Source organism: Nostoc sp. GT001 (assembly GCF_030382115.1).
Lineage (GTDB): Bacteria > Cyanobacteriota > Cyanobacteriia > Cyanobacteriales > Nostocaceae > Nostoc.
Genome location: NZ_JAUDRJ010000003.1, coordinates 1,266,235 through 1,282,939, shown reverse-complemented (window position 1 = coordinate 1,282,939; position 16,705 = coordinate 1,266,235). Strand labels below are relative to the sequence as shown.

The 16,705-nt window shown below is 42.1% G+C and carries 9 protein-coding genes and 1 pseudogene; 3 read left to right on the top strand and 7 right to left on the bottom strand.

All coding sequences use genetic code 11. The features are described 5' to 3' along the window. Positions 1 to 8: 8 nt before the first annotated feature. The 5 genes from QUD05_RS08240 to QUD05_RS08220 all read right to left on the bottom strand — a co-directional run bounded on the left by QUD05_RS08240 (position 9) and on the right by QUD05_RS08220 (position 4,823). On the bottom strand, positions 9 to 482 hold the full coding sequence (locus tag QUD05_RS08240; RefSeq protein WP_289795639.1) for a chemotaxis protein CheW: 474 nt from the start codon (positions 480 to 482) through the stop codon (positions 9 to 11). Positions 483 to 605: 123 nt separating this feature from the next. After that, positions 606 to 968, bottom strand: a complete 363-nt coding sequence (locus tag QUD05_RS08235) for a response regulator transcription factor (protein ID WP_289795638.1) — start codon at positions 966 to 968, stop codon at positions 606 to 608. Between the two features lie 484 nt (positions 969 to 1,452). Beyond that, entirely contained in the window at positions 1,453 to 2,652 is a 1,200-nt protein-coding gene (locus QUD05_RS08230; RefSeq protein ID WP_289795637.1) for a response regulator, read from the bottom strand. Positions 2,653 to 3,271: 619 nt separating this feature from the next. Continuing rightward, positions 3,272 to 4,198: an N-acetylmuramic acid 6-phosphate etherase gene (gene murQ, locus QUD05_RS08225; RefSeq protein WP_289795636.1), complete on the bottom strand. Its 927-nt coding sequence runs from the start codon at positions 4,196 to 4,198 to the stop codon at positions 3,272 to 3,274. Between the two features lie 178 nt (positions 4,199 to 4,376). After that, entirely contained in the window at positions 4,377 to 4,823 is a 447-nt protein-coding gene (locus tag QUD05_RS08220; protein ID WP_289795635.1) for a DUF3110 domain-containing protein, read from the bottom strand. Between the two features lie 260 nt (positions 4,824 to 5,083). On the opposite strand from QUD05_RS08220, the gene QUD05_RS08215 reads away from it, so the two are divergent. Beyond that, positions 5,084 to 11,017: a translocation/assembly module TamB domain-containing protein gene (locus tag QUD05_RS08215; RefSeq protein WP_289795634.1), complete on the top strand. Its 5,934-nt coding sequence runs from the start codon at positions 5,084 to 5,086 to the stop codon at positions 11,015 to 11,017. A 10-nt stretch (positions 11,018 to 11,027) separates the two neighbouring features. Here the strand turns inward: QUD05_RS08215 and QUD05_RS08210 are convergent. Together QUD05_RS08210 and QUD05_RS08205 are read right to left on the bottom strand one after the other, a co-directional pair. Next, a pseudogene (locus QUD05_RS08210) lies at positions 11,028 to 12,111 on the bottom strand (ATP-dependent 6-phosphofructokinase). A gap of 43 nt (positions 12,112 to 12,154) precedes the next feature. Beyond that, positions 12,155 to 12,355: a DUF2949 domain-containing protein gene (locus QUD05_RS08205; RefSeq protein ID WP_289795633.1), complete on the bottom strand. Its 201-nt coding sequence runs from the start codon at positions 12,353 to 12,355 to the stop codon at positions 12,155 to 12,157. Positions 12,356 to 12,606: 251 nt separating this feature from the next. On the opposite strand from QUD05_RS08205, the gene ppsA reads away from it, so the two are divergent. After that, positions 12,607 to 15,147 carry a phosphoenolpyruvate synthase gene (gene ppsA / locus QUD05_RS08200; RefSeq protein ID WP_289795632.1) on the top strand — a complete coding sequence of 847 codons (2,541 nt, stop codon included), beginning with the start codon at positions 12,607 to 12,609 and terminating at the stop codon, positions 15,145 to 15,147. Positions 15,148 to 15,151: 4 nt separating this feature from the next. Further along, the gene (locus QUD05_RS08195) at positions 15,152 to 16,687 is read left to right on the top strand and encodes a pyruvate kinase (protein WP_289795631.1); all 1,536 of its coding nucleotides are present in this window, start codon (positions 15,152 to 15,154) and stop codon (positions 16,685 to 16,687) included. Positions 16,688 to 16,705: the final 18 nt, after the last annotated feature.

Sequence of the window (16,705 nt, the reverse complement as noted above, 5' to 3'; positions counted from 1 at the left end):
CTAAGTATTCAATTATGAATCCCCCATCCTGGAGATTGAATAATAGTTGTAGCATCCAAATTAAAAATTATCTCCTCCGAATCATTAATAAAGTATCCCTGTAAAAAAGGTGATATTTTCGGATAAAATAATTCAGCACTTGCGGGTTTCATTTCTTTAGTATCCAGCCATTCAATATCTATAAGTTGTCGCACCAATAGTCCCAAATACTTACCTTTATTTTCTAGAACAATTGCCATCATTTTTGAAACTAAATTTGACTCTTGTGAAATTGGAGGATAACCTAACATTGCCTCTAAATCGACTAACCAAAGCATCTCACCCCGCCAATTATAAATACCAAAGACACTACTTGGCATCTGAGGAACGCCACATATTTCTGGTAATGATACTTGCAAAACTTCTGCGATGTGTTGTAAAGAAATTACAGCTGTATCAGTTACTCCCAAATTAAAACTTAAAAACTTTTCCTGGGTTTCCAAAGCTATCGATCCTTTGTCCTTGATTATTTATCTTGAGCCACTATTTACAGTTATTGTTTATTCTTGGAGAGATTCATCTAAAAAATAGTGACTTCTAGGATTTTTTGATTTATGATATTTTCACTAATTGAGTAATCGCTTTAAAATTACTACTAGTTCCTCGCGATCAATCGGTTTTGATAGATAACCATCAGCGCCTAACATATTACCCCAAATTTTATCTACATCACTATTTTTTGTAGAGCAAAAAACCACAGGTATATTGCTAGTGTCAGGATTATTTTTCAGTTCTCGGCAAATTTCAAAGCCACTTTTACCCGGTAAAATTACATCGAGAAATATTAAGTCTGGTTTATTTTGATCTATTTTGTCTTGAGCCTCTTCACTACTAGTGGCGCTAATCACAGAATAACCTGCCTGTTGCAAGTAACGGCTGATTATTTCCATATCTGTTAAGCCATCTTCAACAACTAAAACAGTATTCATGGCAATTAATCGTTAACTTTTTCTCAAAATGTAAACAAAATAGACAAATCCTAAATGATTCCTCAAAAAGAAATGGAAGGGACTAGAGACTAGCCCTAACCCCTTTGCCCTAAACAATATTCACAAATCAAATAGGACTGCTATAAATACAAAAATTTGTATTTGTCTAATTTTGATTCAATCTTTATTTATCAACCTCAGAAAAAGTACGTAATAAACATAACTTAATATAAGATTTTTGAATATAAAATAGTTTGATAACCTAATTGTAGATTCTATATTTTGGATTGAAGATTCAAGATGTAAAAATGACTGGCAGCAAAATAATTTCAAGGTAATAACATATCTAAAATCGTAAATAAATGATTTGAAGAAGAGACTTAATTTAAAATTGTTTAACCTCAATAATTTAATTTTTACTGAGGTGGAAAAGTTTATAAGTTTTGAGGAATAATTCAGAACCAAAAATTGCCTCTAACTTTCCCTAATTACAAACCTCTAAATTAGATTTACTCTTTTCACTGGATACGCTTTGTGTAGGTAAATATTTACGTATTATACTCATTACCTTATCAGCCACTACAGGTTTAGTGAGAAAATCTGTAGAACCAACTACTTTGGCACGAACTCGATCTAAAAGACCATCACTGCCTGTTAATATAATTATTGGTGTGTTGGAAAATGTAGATATTCTTCGTAACTGAGTACAAATTTCGTAACCACTAGCAACTGGCATAATCAAATCCAAAAAAATCAGGTCTGGTTTATCCTGAATTAGGGTTGGTAGAGCTTGTACTGCATCTTGAATTTTGACAAACCTCAATCCATTGGAAGTGACAATATCCTCTACCATTTTACATACTTGAGGGCTATCATCGACGCAAGCCACTAGTGGAGCAATCCGCTTCTTGGCTTGTGTGGTGGTAGAGTTATTATTGACTTCAGTAATTCCTAAAGGCAAGTCAGGTACTTCTACCAATTCAATGATTCCTTTAAGGATATAAGGAAGCAAGGAACGGGTAAGTGGTAGTACACTCTGCTTCATTTTCATGGCTAAATCTCGCAGAGTAAATTTGCCATTGATTAAATTTACAAAGTTTTTGTAGACAGATGGACTAACCATCTGCTCAAGTTGTTCTGGTCGCCGTAGAATTGGTGCTAAGTCAGGAGAAAAATTTGCTAAACCTGCTTCTGACCAAATTTTCCATGAGTCTTGCATGTGCTTTACAGACATTTCTGCACTCGTGAAGCTCATTGGGGTTTCTAAGATAACTTCTTGGTTGCGATTGCAACTTAGAGAAGCAAAGTTTCCTTGCAAAGCTAGATCAAATAATAGTTCTGCTATCGTATTTTCCGCAATAGATTGAATCTGTTCTCTCTGAATTTTCTGTTTTTTATAAAATACTTCTATCAGTTTATAGTCCCAGTAATCAATTGATAGGTCTTGCCCACGTAACTGCAACTTATCAACATCAATCTGGGGACAATTCTGGGCTATATGTCTACGCCAACGTCGGAAGGGATGAGTTCCTCCTGTTGCCCAAACTATCCGTCCCAGTCGATAGTAAAAAGTCCATTGGCTGCCCTTTGAACTCTTAATATTTAATTTGCCATTGTATTGCAACTGAGTACAAGTTTTAAATTCATTTACTAGATTATTTGAAATAAGTTCTTGATGAGCCATAGTTTGTTCCTTTTATTAAAAAGCTAGCCATTAAAAACCGATACTAGTAGAGCACAGCGTCAATCTACCTACCATCTCAATTAACCAGACAAATTTCTGAAGTCACTTGTTAAAGATAGGCAACACTTCTGTCCCAGTGTTCTAGCTATATAGCGATTGGCAAATATATGAATCAGTGCAAATGGATTTGGTATATAGCAGTCTAAATCAAGATTATTAAAAGCAAGGCGGATGTTAAGATAGCAAAACTATTGCTAGTAAAGAATTTATCTAGCATCAAGTCTTTATTGGCAGAGTTTACTTTTCTGCTAATATTTATGACTAAAGTAGGTTGCCATAGTCGACATCATAGTGTATTAATATATCATCTTAAGAATTTTCATACTGAATCATATCCGTATAAGTTCTGAATTTTTGTTTAAAAAAGATTAGCAGTCTCCAAAGAGACTTGCTTTAGTTATTCACATTCACAATATAGGTTAAAAATATTTATTTAAGTTTACTATTCTTAATTATGCTAATTGATGTCAACTTTTCTAGGGAATATTATTCTTAAAAAAAGGCGTGCTACTAAAACAAGTAGCAGCCAGATTAGAAAGTATTAATTTAGAAAATTTATTCAAGGTTGCTTGTGGTTTTGATAGCTGATAACGGCTGCTCTGAGATTACTTTGGTGTTCTGAAAGTAGACGATCGCCTTCGTCTTTTTCCAAACCAGTCCAGTGCATCAATAGGGCCAGCTTGACCCATTTACCACTACGTTCTAGTAAAAAACCAGCAGTTTCCCGACTTAAACCTGTGAGGTCTTGCAAAATTCGCAAAGCGCGATCGCGTAATTTTTGATTTGTTACTGCTACATCCACCATGCGATTGCCATAAACTTTGCCGAGCTTAACCATCACGCCGCTAGAAAGGATATTTAAAGCTAATTTAGTAGCTGTACCCGCTTTCAGGCGAGTTGAACCGGCGATTATTTCTGGTCCTGTTAATAGACGAATGTCAATATCGGCATCAAAGCTAACTTGTTCAGCAGGAACACAAGCGATAAAAATAGTTATGGCTCCTCGCTGACGAGCAGCATGAAGCGCACCGTGGACATAAGGCGTTGTCCCACCCGCGGTAATGCCAACTACGACATCTAATTGGGTAACGTGCCGCCCTGCGATCGCAGCCTCGCCATCTTCAATGCTGTCTTCTAAATCTTCAGAACTGCGTACTAGTGCGCCAGCACCACCAGCAATAATCCCCTGTACCAACTCTGGGGGTGTACAAAAAGTAGGTGGACACTCAGCAGCATCTAACACCCCTAATCTGCCACTTGTACCCGCACCGATATAAAATAGGCGTCCTCCGTGGCGCAAACGCTCTGCGGTGCGTTCAATTGCCTCTGCCAACTGAATTCTCGCCGCTGCAACTGCTGCAACAGCCTTTTGGTCTTCGTCATTAAACAACTCCACCAATTCCAGAGAACTGAGCTGGTCTAAGTTCAGACTATTAGGATTTACCAGCTCAGTTAAAAGATGCCCGCGTTCTTGCAAATTTGTCATTTATCATTTGTCCTTTGTCATTTGTCCGTTGTCATTTGTCCGTTGTCATTTGTCATTTGTCAGTTAGCGACCAGTGACCAGTGACCAATACTTCGACTACGCCCTTCGGCTACACTCAGGACAAGCTCAGTACAAGTGACCAATGACCAATGACCAATGACTAATGACTAATGACTACTTACAACAACCCTTCCAATTTGCGACGCATCTTCTCTAGTTCAGAATCCGACAATTCTGGTTCTTCTAGCGGCTGTTGATTGAGAGGGAAAGTATCTTCAACAGTATCCTCCTTCTGGGCATCTTCTTGCCAGTCAGTTTTTTCGACGTTAAGTTCTGGGGGAGTTACAACTAAATTGCTGTTTTCTGGGATGATTTCCCATTCATATCCAGCACTTTCGCAAAATTCCTTAATTTCTTCAGCATCCATCGGCTCCGGTGTGGGTGCGGGGAAATCCTGAGCTTCTAACATCAGGGCAAAGCGCGTCGCATCGTCTTCTGACTCGAACATCAGAATTTTATTGCGTAGCTTGCCGCTTTTGGCATCGCCTTCCCGGATCGTGTGAATCCCCTCATTTTCCGTTCGAGCGTTAAAAATTAACACAAAAACACGCATTGGTGTAATCATCTGTCCTTTTTAAGGTTTATTCATATTAAAGTTCGAGATTGTGCCTCAAGGAAAGTCACAGGAATAATTTTCACTCTATTCAGATTTTCCTGAAAACGCCAATATTATTAAGCATAAGTATTGGATCGAGAAAATACCGTAACTCAACCAATGGGGTCTTGGGTTTTGTTGGCGTATCCTGGAAATGGCATACTGAACCAATGTGCCAGTTAATGCTTGTGTGTGCCAGCGACATCCGGCAATTAATACAGTGAAAGCAAATGATTAAATCTACCAATCAAGATATTCATTCCCCCTCCCCTATCCGCAAACGTTTGTGGTTACTGGTGTTGAGCCGGGGTAGCATTGCCTTGAGTGGACTTTTGCTGTTAGGAGTTCTCGTTGGTATTTGGCGGTTGTGGACTTTTGTCCAAACAGAGTTAACGCCGTTAGCACAACAAAGTCTAACTACTACACTCAACCGTCCGGTAAAACTGGGAAGAGTCACACAATTTTCGTTGACAGGAGTACAGTTTGGGGCTTCAGCTATCCCAGCCACACCTACAGATGCAGATCGAGCCACAGTCGAATCTGTAGAGGTGGGTTTTGATTTGTTACAACTAATTTTTAATCGCCATTTAAAGCTAGATGTAACCTTAGTCAATCCAGATATTTATATTGACCAGGATGACCAAGGGCGTTGGGTTTCTACTACCATTGCGTCGTCAGGTGGAAGCAGTGCCATTAAAACCGATTTGGACTACCTGCGGTTTCGTAATGCCAAGCTGGCCTTGATGCCGGATGAGAGAGAGGGAGANNNNGGGAGCAGAGGGAGCAGGGGAGCAGGGGAGCAGGGAGCAGGGGGAGATAAGGGAGCAAGATCCTCCTCATCCCCCGTAACATTTTCTCAACTCAATGGATCTGCTCAACTTTTAGCAAATAACCAGTTGATACGGTTTGAAGTTGGGGGTCAAGCAGACAGTGGTGGCAATATTTCCATTCAGGGAGAGACACGTTCTAAGGTGCTAGCAGGGACTTTCCAGGTGCAGGCACAAGATTTTCTAGCTGAGAATATTACTCGGTTGATTAAGTTACCAGTAGACTTACAGGCGGGTCGAGCCAATGGCGATTTGTTAGTTCGGTTGACACCTGGACAGCAAACTCTATTGTTTGGCAACGCTACTGTGCAAGGGGTAACGCTGCAAATACCCAAAGTCCCGCAATTGTTGAGCAATAGTCAAGGAAACCTCCGCTTCCAAGGAACGGAGTTGCAGTTAAATAATGTGACTAGCAACTACGGCAAAATTCCTTTAGTGGCTACGGGAATCGTCGATACTCAAGCAGGTTTGAAGTTAGCAGCGCGTGTAAATGCGGTGAGTTTGGCGAATGCCCAGGAGACTCTCAAGGTAAAATTACCTGTAGCGATCGCTGGACAAGTACAAGCTTCTTTGCAGATTACCGGATCGACTAAAGAGCCAATTCTTTCCGGCTCAGTTGCCACTATCCAAACTGCCAGAATTGACAAAGTTGATTTTAATCGCATCAGTAGTAAGTTTGAGCTTGTTACTAGTTCCTCTTTACTGACCCTAAAAGATATTCAAGGTAAAGCTAAAGTCGGTGGTGATATCACGGGCGCTGGTACAATTCAACTCGGTAAAAGCCCACGACTGGATTTAAATTTCGCTGCCAAGAATATTCCAGGGGATGCGATCGCCAAAGTCTACGAAACAACACCTACCTTTCAAATCGGCAATGTCTCAGGTACAGCTCAACTAACTGGCGCTCCTACCAATGTCCAAACTGTGGTACAGTTTCAAGCTCCCAATGGAACTTATCCCGGAACTGGTGAAGTTGCGATCGCTCCAAATCGCAACGTATCTTTCCGCAATGTGGCTCTGAATGTAAGTGGTGGGACAGTTCGGGCAACTGGTAGTTATGCCAATGAGCGTTGGCAAGCTGTGGCTGTTTCCTCTGGGGTGAAGTTAGAACCTTTTGTAGACAAGAGTCAACTGCAAAATGTCTCTTTGGCTGGGGCACAGTTCAATGGTAGTCTCATCCTCTCAGGCAGCACAGCGCCATTTGAAATTGCCACTATTCGCAGTGATGGTGCAGGAGTTCAAATTGGTGGCGGCACAGTTGCAGTTTCTAATATCCAACTGCAAGACCAAAGTTTCTCGGCTCAACTGGTAGCTAATGGCGTGCGGTTGGGACAAATATTAAAACAGTCTCCCCCAGCTTTAGATAATCCTTTGGCGGGAACGTTCCAAATCGCAGGTAGCAGAGATGATTTTAGTCTGAAAACCTTCCGTGGCAGTGGTGAGGGTCGCCTTGCTATTGGCAAGGGTACGGTTACAGCCTCTAATATCCAAGTGGCGAATGGTGTCTATCAGGCACAAGTTCAGGCTAAGAATGTGCCTGTGCAGAAATTGGCAAAAGTACCAAAGCAGTTTCAAGGGGCATTAAATGGTCAGTTCAACGTAGCGGGTTCTGTTGAGTCTTTCCAACCGCAAACTATTCAAGCCAATGGTCAGGCGCGGATAAATGTTGCAGGTGGAACTATTACAGCCTCTAATATCCAAGTGGCGAATGGTTTATACCAGGCGCAAGTTCAGGCTAAGAATGTACCTGTGCGGCAGTTGGCAGCAGTACCACCGCAGTTTCGAGGGACGTTAACTGGTCAAGTAAACGTAGCGGGTTCTGTTGAGTCCTTCCAACCACAAACTATCCAAGCGATGGGTCAGGCGCGGGTCAATGTTGCGGGTGGAACTATTACAGCCTCTAATATCCAAGTGGGTAATGGTGTATACCAGGCGCAAGTTCAGGCAACTAATGTACCTTTACAACAATTAGCAGCAGTACCACCACAGTTGCGAGGGACGTTAACTGGTCAAGCAAACGTGGCGGGTTCTGTTGAATCCTTCCAACCGCAAACTATCCAAGCTAACGGTCAGGGACGGCTGGATGTTGCAGGTGGAAATATTACAGCCTCTAATATCCAAGTGGCTAATGGTCGCTATCAAGCTGTAGTTGATGCTGCTGGTGTGGAATTAAATCGGTTAAATCAGCAATTGCGGGGTCAGTTTGGCGGTCAGTTGCAATTAGCAGGCAATGTCGGATCGTCCAAATTAGCTGATGTGCGTGCTGCTGGACAGGTACAATTATCTCAAGGTATCCCTGGTCTTGAGCGACCTCTGACGGCTGCGATCGCTTGGAGTGGTGAAAGGCTGACTATTGAGCGAGCAACTGCTCCCGGTTTAAGTGTGACTGGTAACATATTAGCCAATGCAACAAAGGCAGGGATACCGGAAATTACTGCCCTAAATCTCAACGTCCAGGCGCAGAATTACAACTTAAAACAGTTACCGATTAATCTTCCCAATCAAGTTGCTGTGGCGGGAAGTGTAGATTTTAATGGTCAAGTCACTGGTAAACTGCCCTTGCCAAATGTAGTAGGGCAAATCAACTTACGAGATTTGGTTGTTCAAGATATTGCTTTTGAACCCTTGTTAACTGGAAACATTGATTCAGAACAGGGGCGCGGTTTGAGTTTGAACTTGGCGGGTAATAGCGATCGCTTGAACTTCAATTTAGATGCTAATAATCGCCCGAAATCCTTCTTAGTAAAATGGCAGCAAGCATCAGCCACAGGTAATGTTCAAGGAAATGATTGGGCGCTGAAAGTTGCCAATTTCCCCTTACAAATATTGAATTTGACTCCACCACCCATTACTCGCCTGGGTGCTGGTAAGATAGCTGGGTTGTTAACTGGGGATTTGCTGTTTAATCAGCAGACATTGGCAACAACGGGAAATTTAGCGATCGCAAATCCCCAAATTGGCCGGGTTAAAGGCGATCGAATAGCTGCTCAATTCCGCTACGGTGACGGTAAAGCCACACTCACTAGTAGCGAATTTGTCAAAGGAAAAAGTAGCTACGCCCTTGTCGGTACTGTGGCTCAAAGCCCTAAAGGGCCTCAATTACAAGGCAAACTGAACGTCAAGCAGGGTGAGATCCAAGATGTTCTGGTTGTAGCACGGGTATTTGATTTACAAAATTTGCCAGGTGGTTCGCCAGAAATTTACGGTACAGCAGCGGATCTGACTACCAATCCCCAAGGAACGCCAGATGAACCCTTATTAACCCAGATCCAACGGTTTTCTGAAATTGAAGCTTTGGTGGCAGAACAGGAAGAACAGCGACTTAATTCCACTCCCATACCAGATTTGGCAGACTTAAAGGGGACTTTCAATGGAGAAGTGGCTGTAAATACAGCTACACCCAATGGATTATCAGTGGATTTTAATTTGAATGGACAAGACTTTGCCTGGGGTAAAAAGGAAGAACGAAATCGTTTTTATACTGCCGATCAAGTTATTGCCGAAGGTAACTTTGAAAATGGTGTTTTGAGTTTGCGACCATTACGAATCCAGTCTCAAAACAGACTGATTGCGTTTACAGGTAACGTTGGTGGTGATGAACAATCTGGTCAGCTGCGGGTGAATAATTTTCCAGTACAACTATTGAATAATGTTGTCAAGCTACCAGTTGGAATCACAGGTAATCTTAACGGTACAGCAGCTTTAGCGGGCAGCATTGCTAATCCCCAAGCTAGAGGGGAATTGCAAATTACAGAAGGAGTACTAAATCAGAGCAAAATAGAGTCAGCAACAGCAAGTTTCAGCTATGCTGATGGACGTTTAAACTTTGGTAGTACTGTAGCAGTTGCTGGGCCAAAACCTGTTGATATTACTGGCAGCATCCCTTATAAATTACCTTTTGCTTCCGTCGCACCAGACAGCGAGCAAATCAGTTTGGATATGAAGTTGGAAAACGAGGGATTAGGGCTTTTAAACGCATTGACTAATCAAGTGGTATTTGAGAGAGGTGAAGGAGAAGTAGACCTCAAGGTGCGGGGAACACTGCAAAAACCCGAAGTAAATGGAATTGCTACTGTCAATAATGCGACTTTTTCAGCCCAGGCTTTGCCAGGTAAATTGAGACGCGTCACAGGTAGAGTGCTATTTAATTTTGACAGCATCTTAGTAGAAAATCTTCAAGGTAGATTTAGCCGTGGAAAGGTCGAAGCTGCTGGAGAAATTCCCATCTTCAACAATGAGAACGTAACTATCAAAAATCCCCTGACTGTTAATCTCGATCAGCTGGCGTTGAATCTCAAGGGACTTTATCAGGGAGGTGCTAGTGGCAATTTGCAGATTACTGGTTCTGCCCTTAATCCCATAATTGGCGGTAAAGTAAATTTATTTGATGGTAAAGTATTGCTGGCAGAATCTACCGACGCCACGACATCTGAAAATGGTAGTATTGGCGTATCACCCATAAAAGACAATAAGCAGAGCAAATCTGAAATTGGAAATGGGACAGGGAATACTAACGCCAGATTTAATAATTTAGATTTGGAACTAGGTAAAAACGTCCAAATTACCCGTGACCCTATTCTCAACTTTCGCGCCAGCGGTAATCTCATAGTTAACGGCTTAATCAATCAGCCGATACCCGATGGCACTATTCAGTTAGAAAAAGGAGGGGTAAATTTATTTACTACCCAATTTAACCTTGCTCGTGGCTATAAACACACTGCAACCTTTAGTCCTTCTCAACCCCGCGACCCCAACTTAGATATTCGGCTATTTGCCAAAGTATTGGATGTAACTCAAAGTAATGACTTCAGCCGGGTAAATTCTACAGGTTTATCAGCGTTAGAGAGTGTTCGAGTCGAAGCTACTATCAACGGTTTAGCTAGTAAACTAAATGAAAATTTAGAATTAACAAGTAGTCCCTCACGTAGTCAAACCGAAATTGTTGCTCTTTTAGGAGGCGGATTTGTAGACACCCAAGGACGTGCAGACAGTACTTTAGGTCTGATTAACATTGCAGGTTCGGCTGTGTTTAACAATTTTCAGTCAGCTTTTAACCAGATTGGGAGTACTTTTGGCTTAAGTGAACTGCGGATATTTCCTACCGTGATATCTGAGAATCCTGAAGCTGGAAGAAACAATTCAACTTTGGAATTAGCAGCGGAGGCTGGGGTTGACATTTCTTCCAAAATATCCGTTTCCAGTATTAAAATTTTGACAACAAACGATCCCTTCCAATGGGGTATTAATTACCGGATAAACAATGAATATCGTGTGCGTGCTTCGACTAACTTAACTGATGACAGTCGTGCAGTAGTGGAATATCAAAAGCGGTTTTAAAGAAATCTCTTCAATACTGAAAACCATCACCTACATAAATGCCCAAAGAGCGAGCAACGGGAACTAAATACCCGTTAGCATCCACAGGCGAAGGACTTTGAAGCATTACTTCTGCCAAAGGGACAGCAACAACTTGGGCATTTTGCCAAGCTACCATCTGGTCATATTTGCCTTGTGCGACCAAATCCACTGCGGTTTTACCAAAAGCTGACGCCACTAGACGATCTAAGGCAGAAGGAATACCGCCTCGTTGAATATGCCCTAAAACTGAAACTCGCGTTTCTATCTTCTGAGTACTACAACGGCTAATTTGGTCGGCTATGTATTGACCCATTCCGCACGTAGCTGTTGGCTGACAAAGCACGTTAAGATCAGATGAGCCTTTCACCGCTTCAATACCTTCTGCAACTACGACGATCGCAAATTTGCGCCAAGAGCGATCGCGCAGTTGAGCAAGATGCTGGCAAATTCCCTCAATTGAATAAGGTATTTCTGGAATCAAAATCACATCTGCACCGCCTGCTATTCCTGCTTGCAACGCTAAATGACCTGCTTTTCTACCCATAACCTCCACAATCATCACCCGGTCATGACTCGCTGCTGTAAAAGTCAGAGCGTTAAGAGCATTTGTAATTGTATTAACAGCAGTATCAAATCCTACAGACCTTTCTGTAAACGCTACATCATTATCAATCGTTTTCGGAACACCGACAAAATTCCAATTTCCTTGGTGTGCAAGATTGTGAAGAATACTTAAGCTACCATCACCACCAATGCCAATTAGTGCGTCTAGCTCTAACGTCTGATAACTAAGCAATAATCTCACTAGCATGAGCCAGTGTATCTCCTTTGTTAATAGTTCCTAAGATAGTTCCCCCCATAAAAAGCAAGGGGTCAATTCCACGCAGGTCTAGACCGTGCATCTTCAGAGTAGTTGCTTTACCTTCCAGCAATCCCTGCGTTGCATAAGAAATTCCCAGCACTTCCCAATCATAAGTGAGTGTTGCGTGGCTGACAACAGCCCGAATCACAGCATTAAGCCCAGGACAGTCTCCACCACTGGTAAGAATACCAACTCGTTTGCGGTTTTTCATAAAACTATTAGATGAGAAATATTTATACGACGTAAATTGCTGGTTAAATGTAGGATGCTACTTCTAACCAGTCAAAAATTTGGTTTAGCTGGGTAACAGTTACTAGTCCATACTGCCAAAGAATTATAGGCAACAAACTTGGAGTTTGCTCAACATGACGCAAAGCCAAGCTGATAGCAGCAGCAGGAATTGCCAACTCCTCTAGTAAAAAGTGAATTAATTTAGTGTATTTTCTAGATTCCACGTTAATTACCCTCTTATAGCTTTGTCCATACAGGACATAGATAAAATTACGCAAAAAGTTTGAGGAACCTGTGAGGAAATGCAATATTATCTCTTCTGTTTCATAAAATCCAAAATTGGATGATAGTCACAATCCGACATCCTCACAAGTTCCTCAAAGTATCTTCCTATAAACATAAGTGTCAGATGAAATGCTCATTAACTCAAAGCAGCCCTTGCAACTCTCTCCACTTATATTAAGGAAGCTTTACTATGGAACTAAAAATACTGTCCAATCAAAACACTGAACATCAAGTTTTATCACAAGCTCTTGTGTTGCCTTTGGAAAAAGTAGGAATTGCAGACATCCCTAGAGTTGGAGGCAAAAATGCTTCTTTGGGAGAAATGATTCAGCAGCTTAAATCCAAAGGCGTAAAAGTTCCTACGGGATTTGCTACTACTGCTTATGCGTATCGCTATTTTATTGAAGCAGCAGGAATAGAACCGCAGTTAAAAGAGATTTTTGCAGACTTAGATGTTGAAGATGTGAATAATCTGCGGCAACGAGGTAAACAGGCGCGGTCTTTAATGCTACAAACTCCGTTTCCTGAAGAATTAGAACAAGCGATCGCTCAAGCATATCAAGACCTGTGTCAAAAGTATGGTGCTGATACTGATGTAGCAGTTCGTTCCAGTGCTACAGCCGAAGATTTACCCGATGCTAGCTTTGCCGGACAGCAAGAAACTTACTTAAATGTCCACGGACTGCAAACTGTATTAGAAGCTTGCCATAAGTGCTTTGCATCTATTTTTACCGATCGCGCCATTTCCTACCGTCAAATCAAAGGTTTCGACCACTTTAGTATTGCCCTTTCTGTCGGTGTTCAAAAAATGGTGCGTTCCGATTTAGCTACGTCTGGTGTGATGTTTTCTATTGATACCGAGACAGGATTTAAAGATACAGCACTAATTACCGCCGCCTACGGTTTGGGTGAAAACGTTGTTCAGGGTGCAGTAAATCCTGATGAATATTTAGTATTTAAACCAACTCTTAAACAAGGATACCGCCCAATTTTAAAAAAACGCCTGGGGACAAAAGAAATCAAGATGGTGTATGACTTGGGCGGCTCGAAAATGACTAAAAATATTCCAGTTACAGCGAGCGATCGCACCGCCTTTGCCCTCAATGATGAAGATATTCTCCAACTAGCACAATGGGCGTATGTAATTGAAGAACACTACTCAAAAGTGCGTGGTGTTTACACGCCAATGGATATCGAATGGGCGAAAGATGGTATCACCAACGAATTATTTATTGTCCAAGCACGCCCTGAAACTGTGCAATCGCAGAAGACTAAAAATGTGTTGCGTAGTTATCATCTTGTAGTGGCAGCAGGGGAGACAAAAGCTTTTTCCCCTCTGCCCCTCCACCCCTCGGTTACTGAGCGTAGCCGAAGTGCTGCCCCTCTGCCTCTTGTTACAGGGCGCAGCGTCGGAGAGATGATCGGACAAGGCAAAGCACGAGTAATTCTCGATGTGCATCACTTGGAACAATTTCAGCTTGGTGAGGTGCTGGTAACTAATCGCACCGATCCCGACTGGGAACCGATCATGAAAAAAGCCAGTGCGATTGTCACCAATTCCGGCGGACGTACTTGCCATGCGGCAATTATTGCTAGAGAAATGGGAATCCCCGCGATTGTGGGTTGCGGTAATGCCACAACGGTAATTAAAACTGGGCAAGAAATTACAGTTTCTTGTGCTGAAGGTGAAACCGGAAAAGTCTACGCAGGTTTGTTACCCTACGAAGTTCAAGAAATACCATTAGAAAAATTGCCCCACACTCGCACTAAAATCATGATGAATGTGGGCAACCCAGAAGAAGCATTTGGCTATAGCGCTATTCCTAATGATGGGGTGGGTTTGGCACGGATGGAATTTATTATTGCTAACCACATTAAGGTGCATCCTTTAGCATTAATTCACTTTAATGAATTGGAAGATGAACTAGCCAAATACAAAATTGCTGAATTAACCGCACAATATGAAGATAAAGCGCAATTCTTTGTTGATAAACTCGCCCAAGGTATCGGCGCGATCGCCGCAGCATTCTATCCCAAACCTGTAATCGTTCGTCTGAGTGATTTCAAAACTAATGAATATGCCAATCTTTTAGGTGGAAAACAATTTGAACCTCACGAAGAAAATCCGATGATTGGTTGGCGGGGTGCATCGCGTTACTATGATGAACGCTACCGCGAAGGATTCGCTTTAGAATGTCGCGCCATGAAAAAAGTCCGCGAAGAAATGGGTTTAATCAACGTGATTTTGATGGTGCCATTTTGTCGCACTCCCGCTGAAGGTCGGCGCGTACTTGCAGAGATGGCGAAGCATGGTTTAGTGAAGGGAGAAAACGGTTTACAAGTATATGTGATGTGCGAGTTACCGAGTAACGTGCAACTTGCAGAGCAATTTTGTGAAGTGTTTGACGGATTCTCAATTGGTTCTAATGACTTAACGCAATTAACATTAGGGCTTGATAGAGATTCCGAGTTGGTAGCGCATTTATTTGACGAACGCGATGATGCTGTCAAAGGAATGATCGCGAAAGCAATATCTACAGTAAAACAGTGCGATGCCTCCGGCGGGCTTCGCCAACGCAAAATTGGTATTTGCGGTCAAGCACCAAGTGACTACCCAGAATTTGCTCGTTTTTTGGTAGAACAAGGTATTGATTCCATTAGCCTCAATCCTGATTCAGTGCTGAAGACGTTGTTAGAAATTGCGGCAGCAGAAAAAGGTAGCAGAGAATAATTATATGCCAAACTCTAGCTTACAAACCCCAAATTTAGCAGCCGATCTATCAGGACCTGAAAATTTGCTGACTGCATTGCGAGAACTTCGTACCACCGTTTATCAAGAAGGACAGGCAATTTTTGACAAATGGCGATCGCATATTCAACGTCCAGCTTTTATTGATAGCAGTTTGAATTTAGCTTACTACCTAGCTTTGCGTCGCCATGATTTACGCTTTCTGCAAACGGCTTTGATGCCTTGGGGTCTATCCTCTCTGGGTCGGATTGAAGCACGAGTTTTACCTAACTTAGATGCTGTGATTGCAACATTGGCAGCAATTTGTCAGCCTTTTGATCAGTCATTAACCCAACGTCCACCACTGGCGGCATTCTTTGAAGGTGAACGTCTGCTGCAACAGCATACTGAAGATTTATTTGGGATATCATCAAGCGATCGCCGAGTGCGAATCATGGTTACATTACCAACCGAAGCTGCAAGTAACTATGAGTTAGTCAAGGATTTGATCCAGCGAGGATGTGACTGTATGCGAATTAACTGCGCTCATGACTCCTCAAGTGAATGGTTAGCGATGATTGTGAATATCCGACTAGCCGAGGTAGAAACAGGACGTGCTTGTAAAGTCTTGATGGATTTAGGTGGCTCTAAACCTCGGACGGAAGGGGTAATCAGTCCCAATGACCAGGAACGCATATTTAGAGGAGATCATTTACTATTAACCCGTGAAATTCCAACTCAGATTCACCGTGACTATTTCCAGGCAAGTTGTTCTATCCCAGAAGTTTTAGACCAATTACAGGTAGGTGCAACAGTTTGGATTGATGATGGCCACATTGGGGCGCGTGTTTGTGCCATTGAGCCTACAGGTGTAATGCTGCAAATTGTACACGCCCGATCTAAAGGTGACAAGCTGCTTGCTGATAAAGGTTTGAACTTTCCAGATACAGAACTGTGTCTAAGTCCAATTACTGATCAAGATCGGCAAGATTTGAACTTTATCGCCCATCATGCAGATATTGTCGGCTACTCCTTTGTTCAAGAAGCGGGCGATATTGCGCTTTTGCAACAAGAATTACGCGTAGGCGTAGCCCGTCGTAGACATCGCTTACCCGATAATATAGAAATACCTGCCATTATCGCTAAAATTGAAACACCTAAAGCCGTTCGCAATCTACCAGAGTTAATTGTGCAAGCAGCTGGTGTACAACCTTTTGGAATCATGATTGCTAGAGGCGATCTTGCTGTTGAGATTGGCTATCAACGTTTGGCTGAAATTCAAGAAGAAATTTTGTGGTTGTGTGAAGCAGCCCATATACCTGTAATTTGGGCGACTCAGGTTTTAGAAAATCTAGTTAAACATGGTATTCCTTCACGAGCCGAAATCACCGATGTGGCAATGGCCGAACGTGCAGAATGTGTCATGTTGAATAAAGGAGCATATATTGCTGATGCAGTGACAATTGTAGATGATGTGTTGGTAAGAATGCAAGCACACCAAATGAAAAAAACGCCTCAACTCAGAGCTTTACATTCTTGGTAGGTAATCAAAGAATTTTCC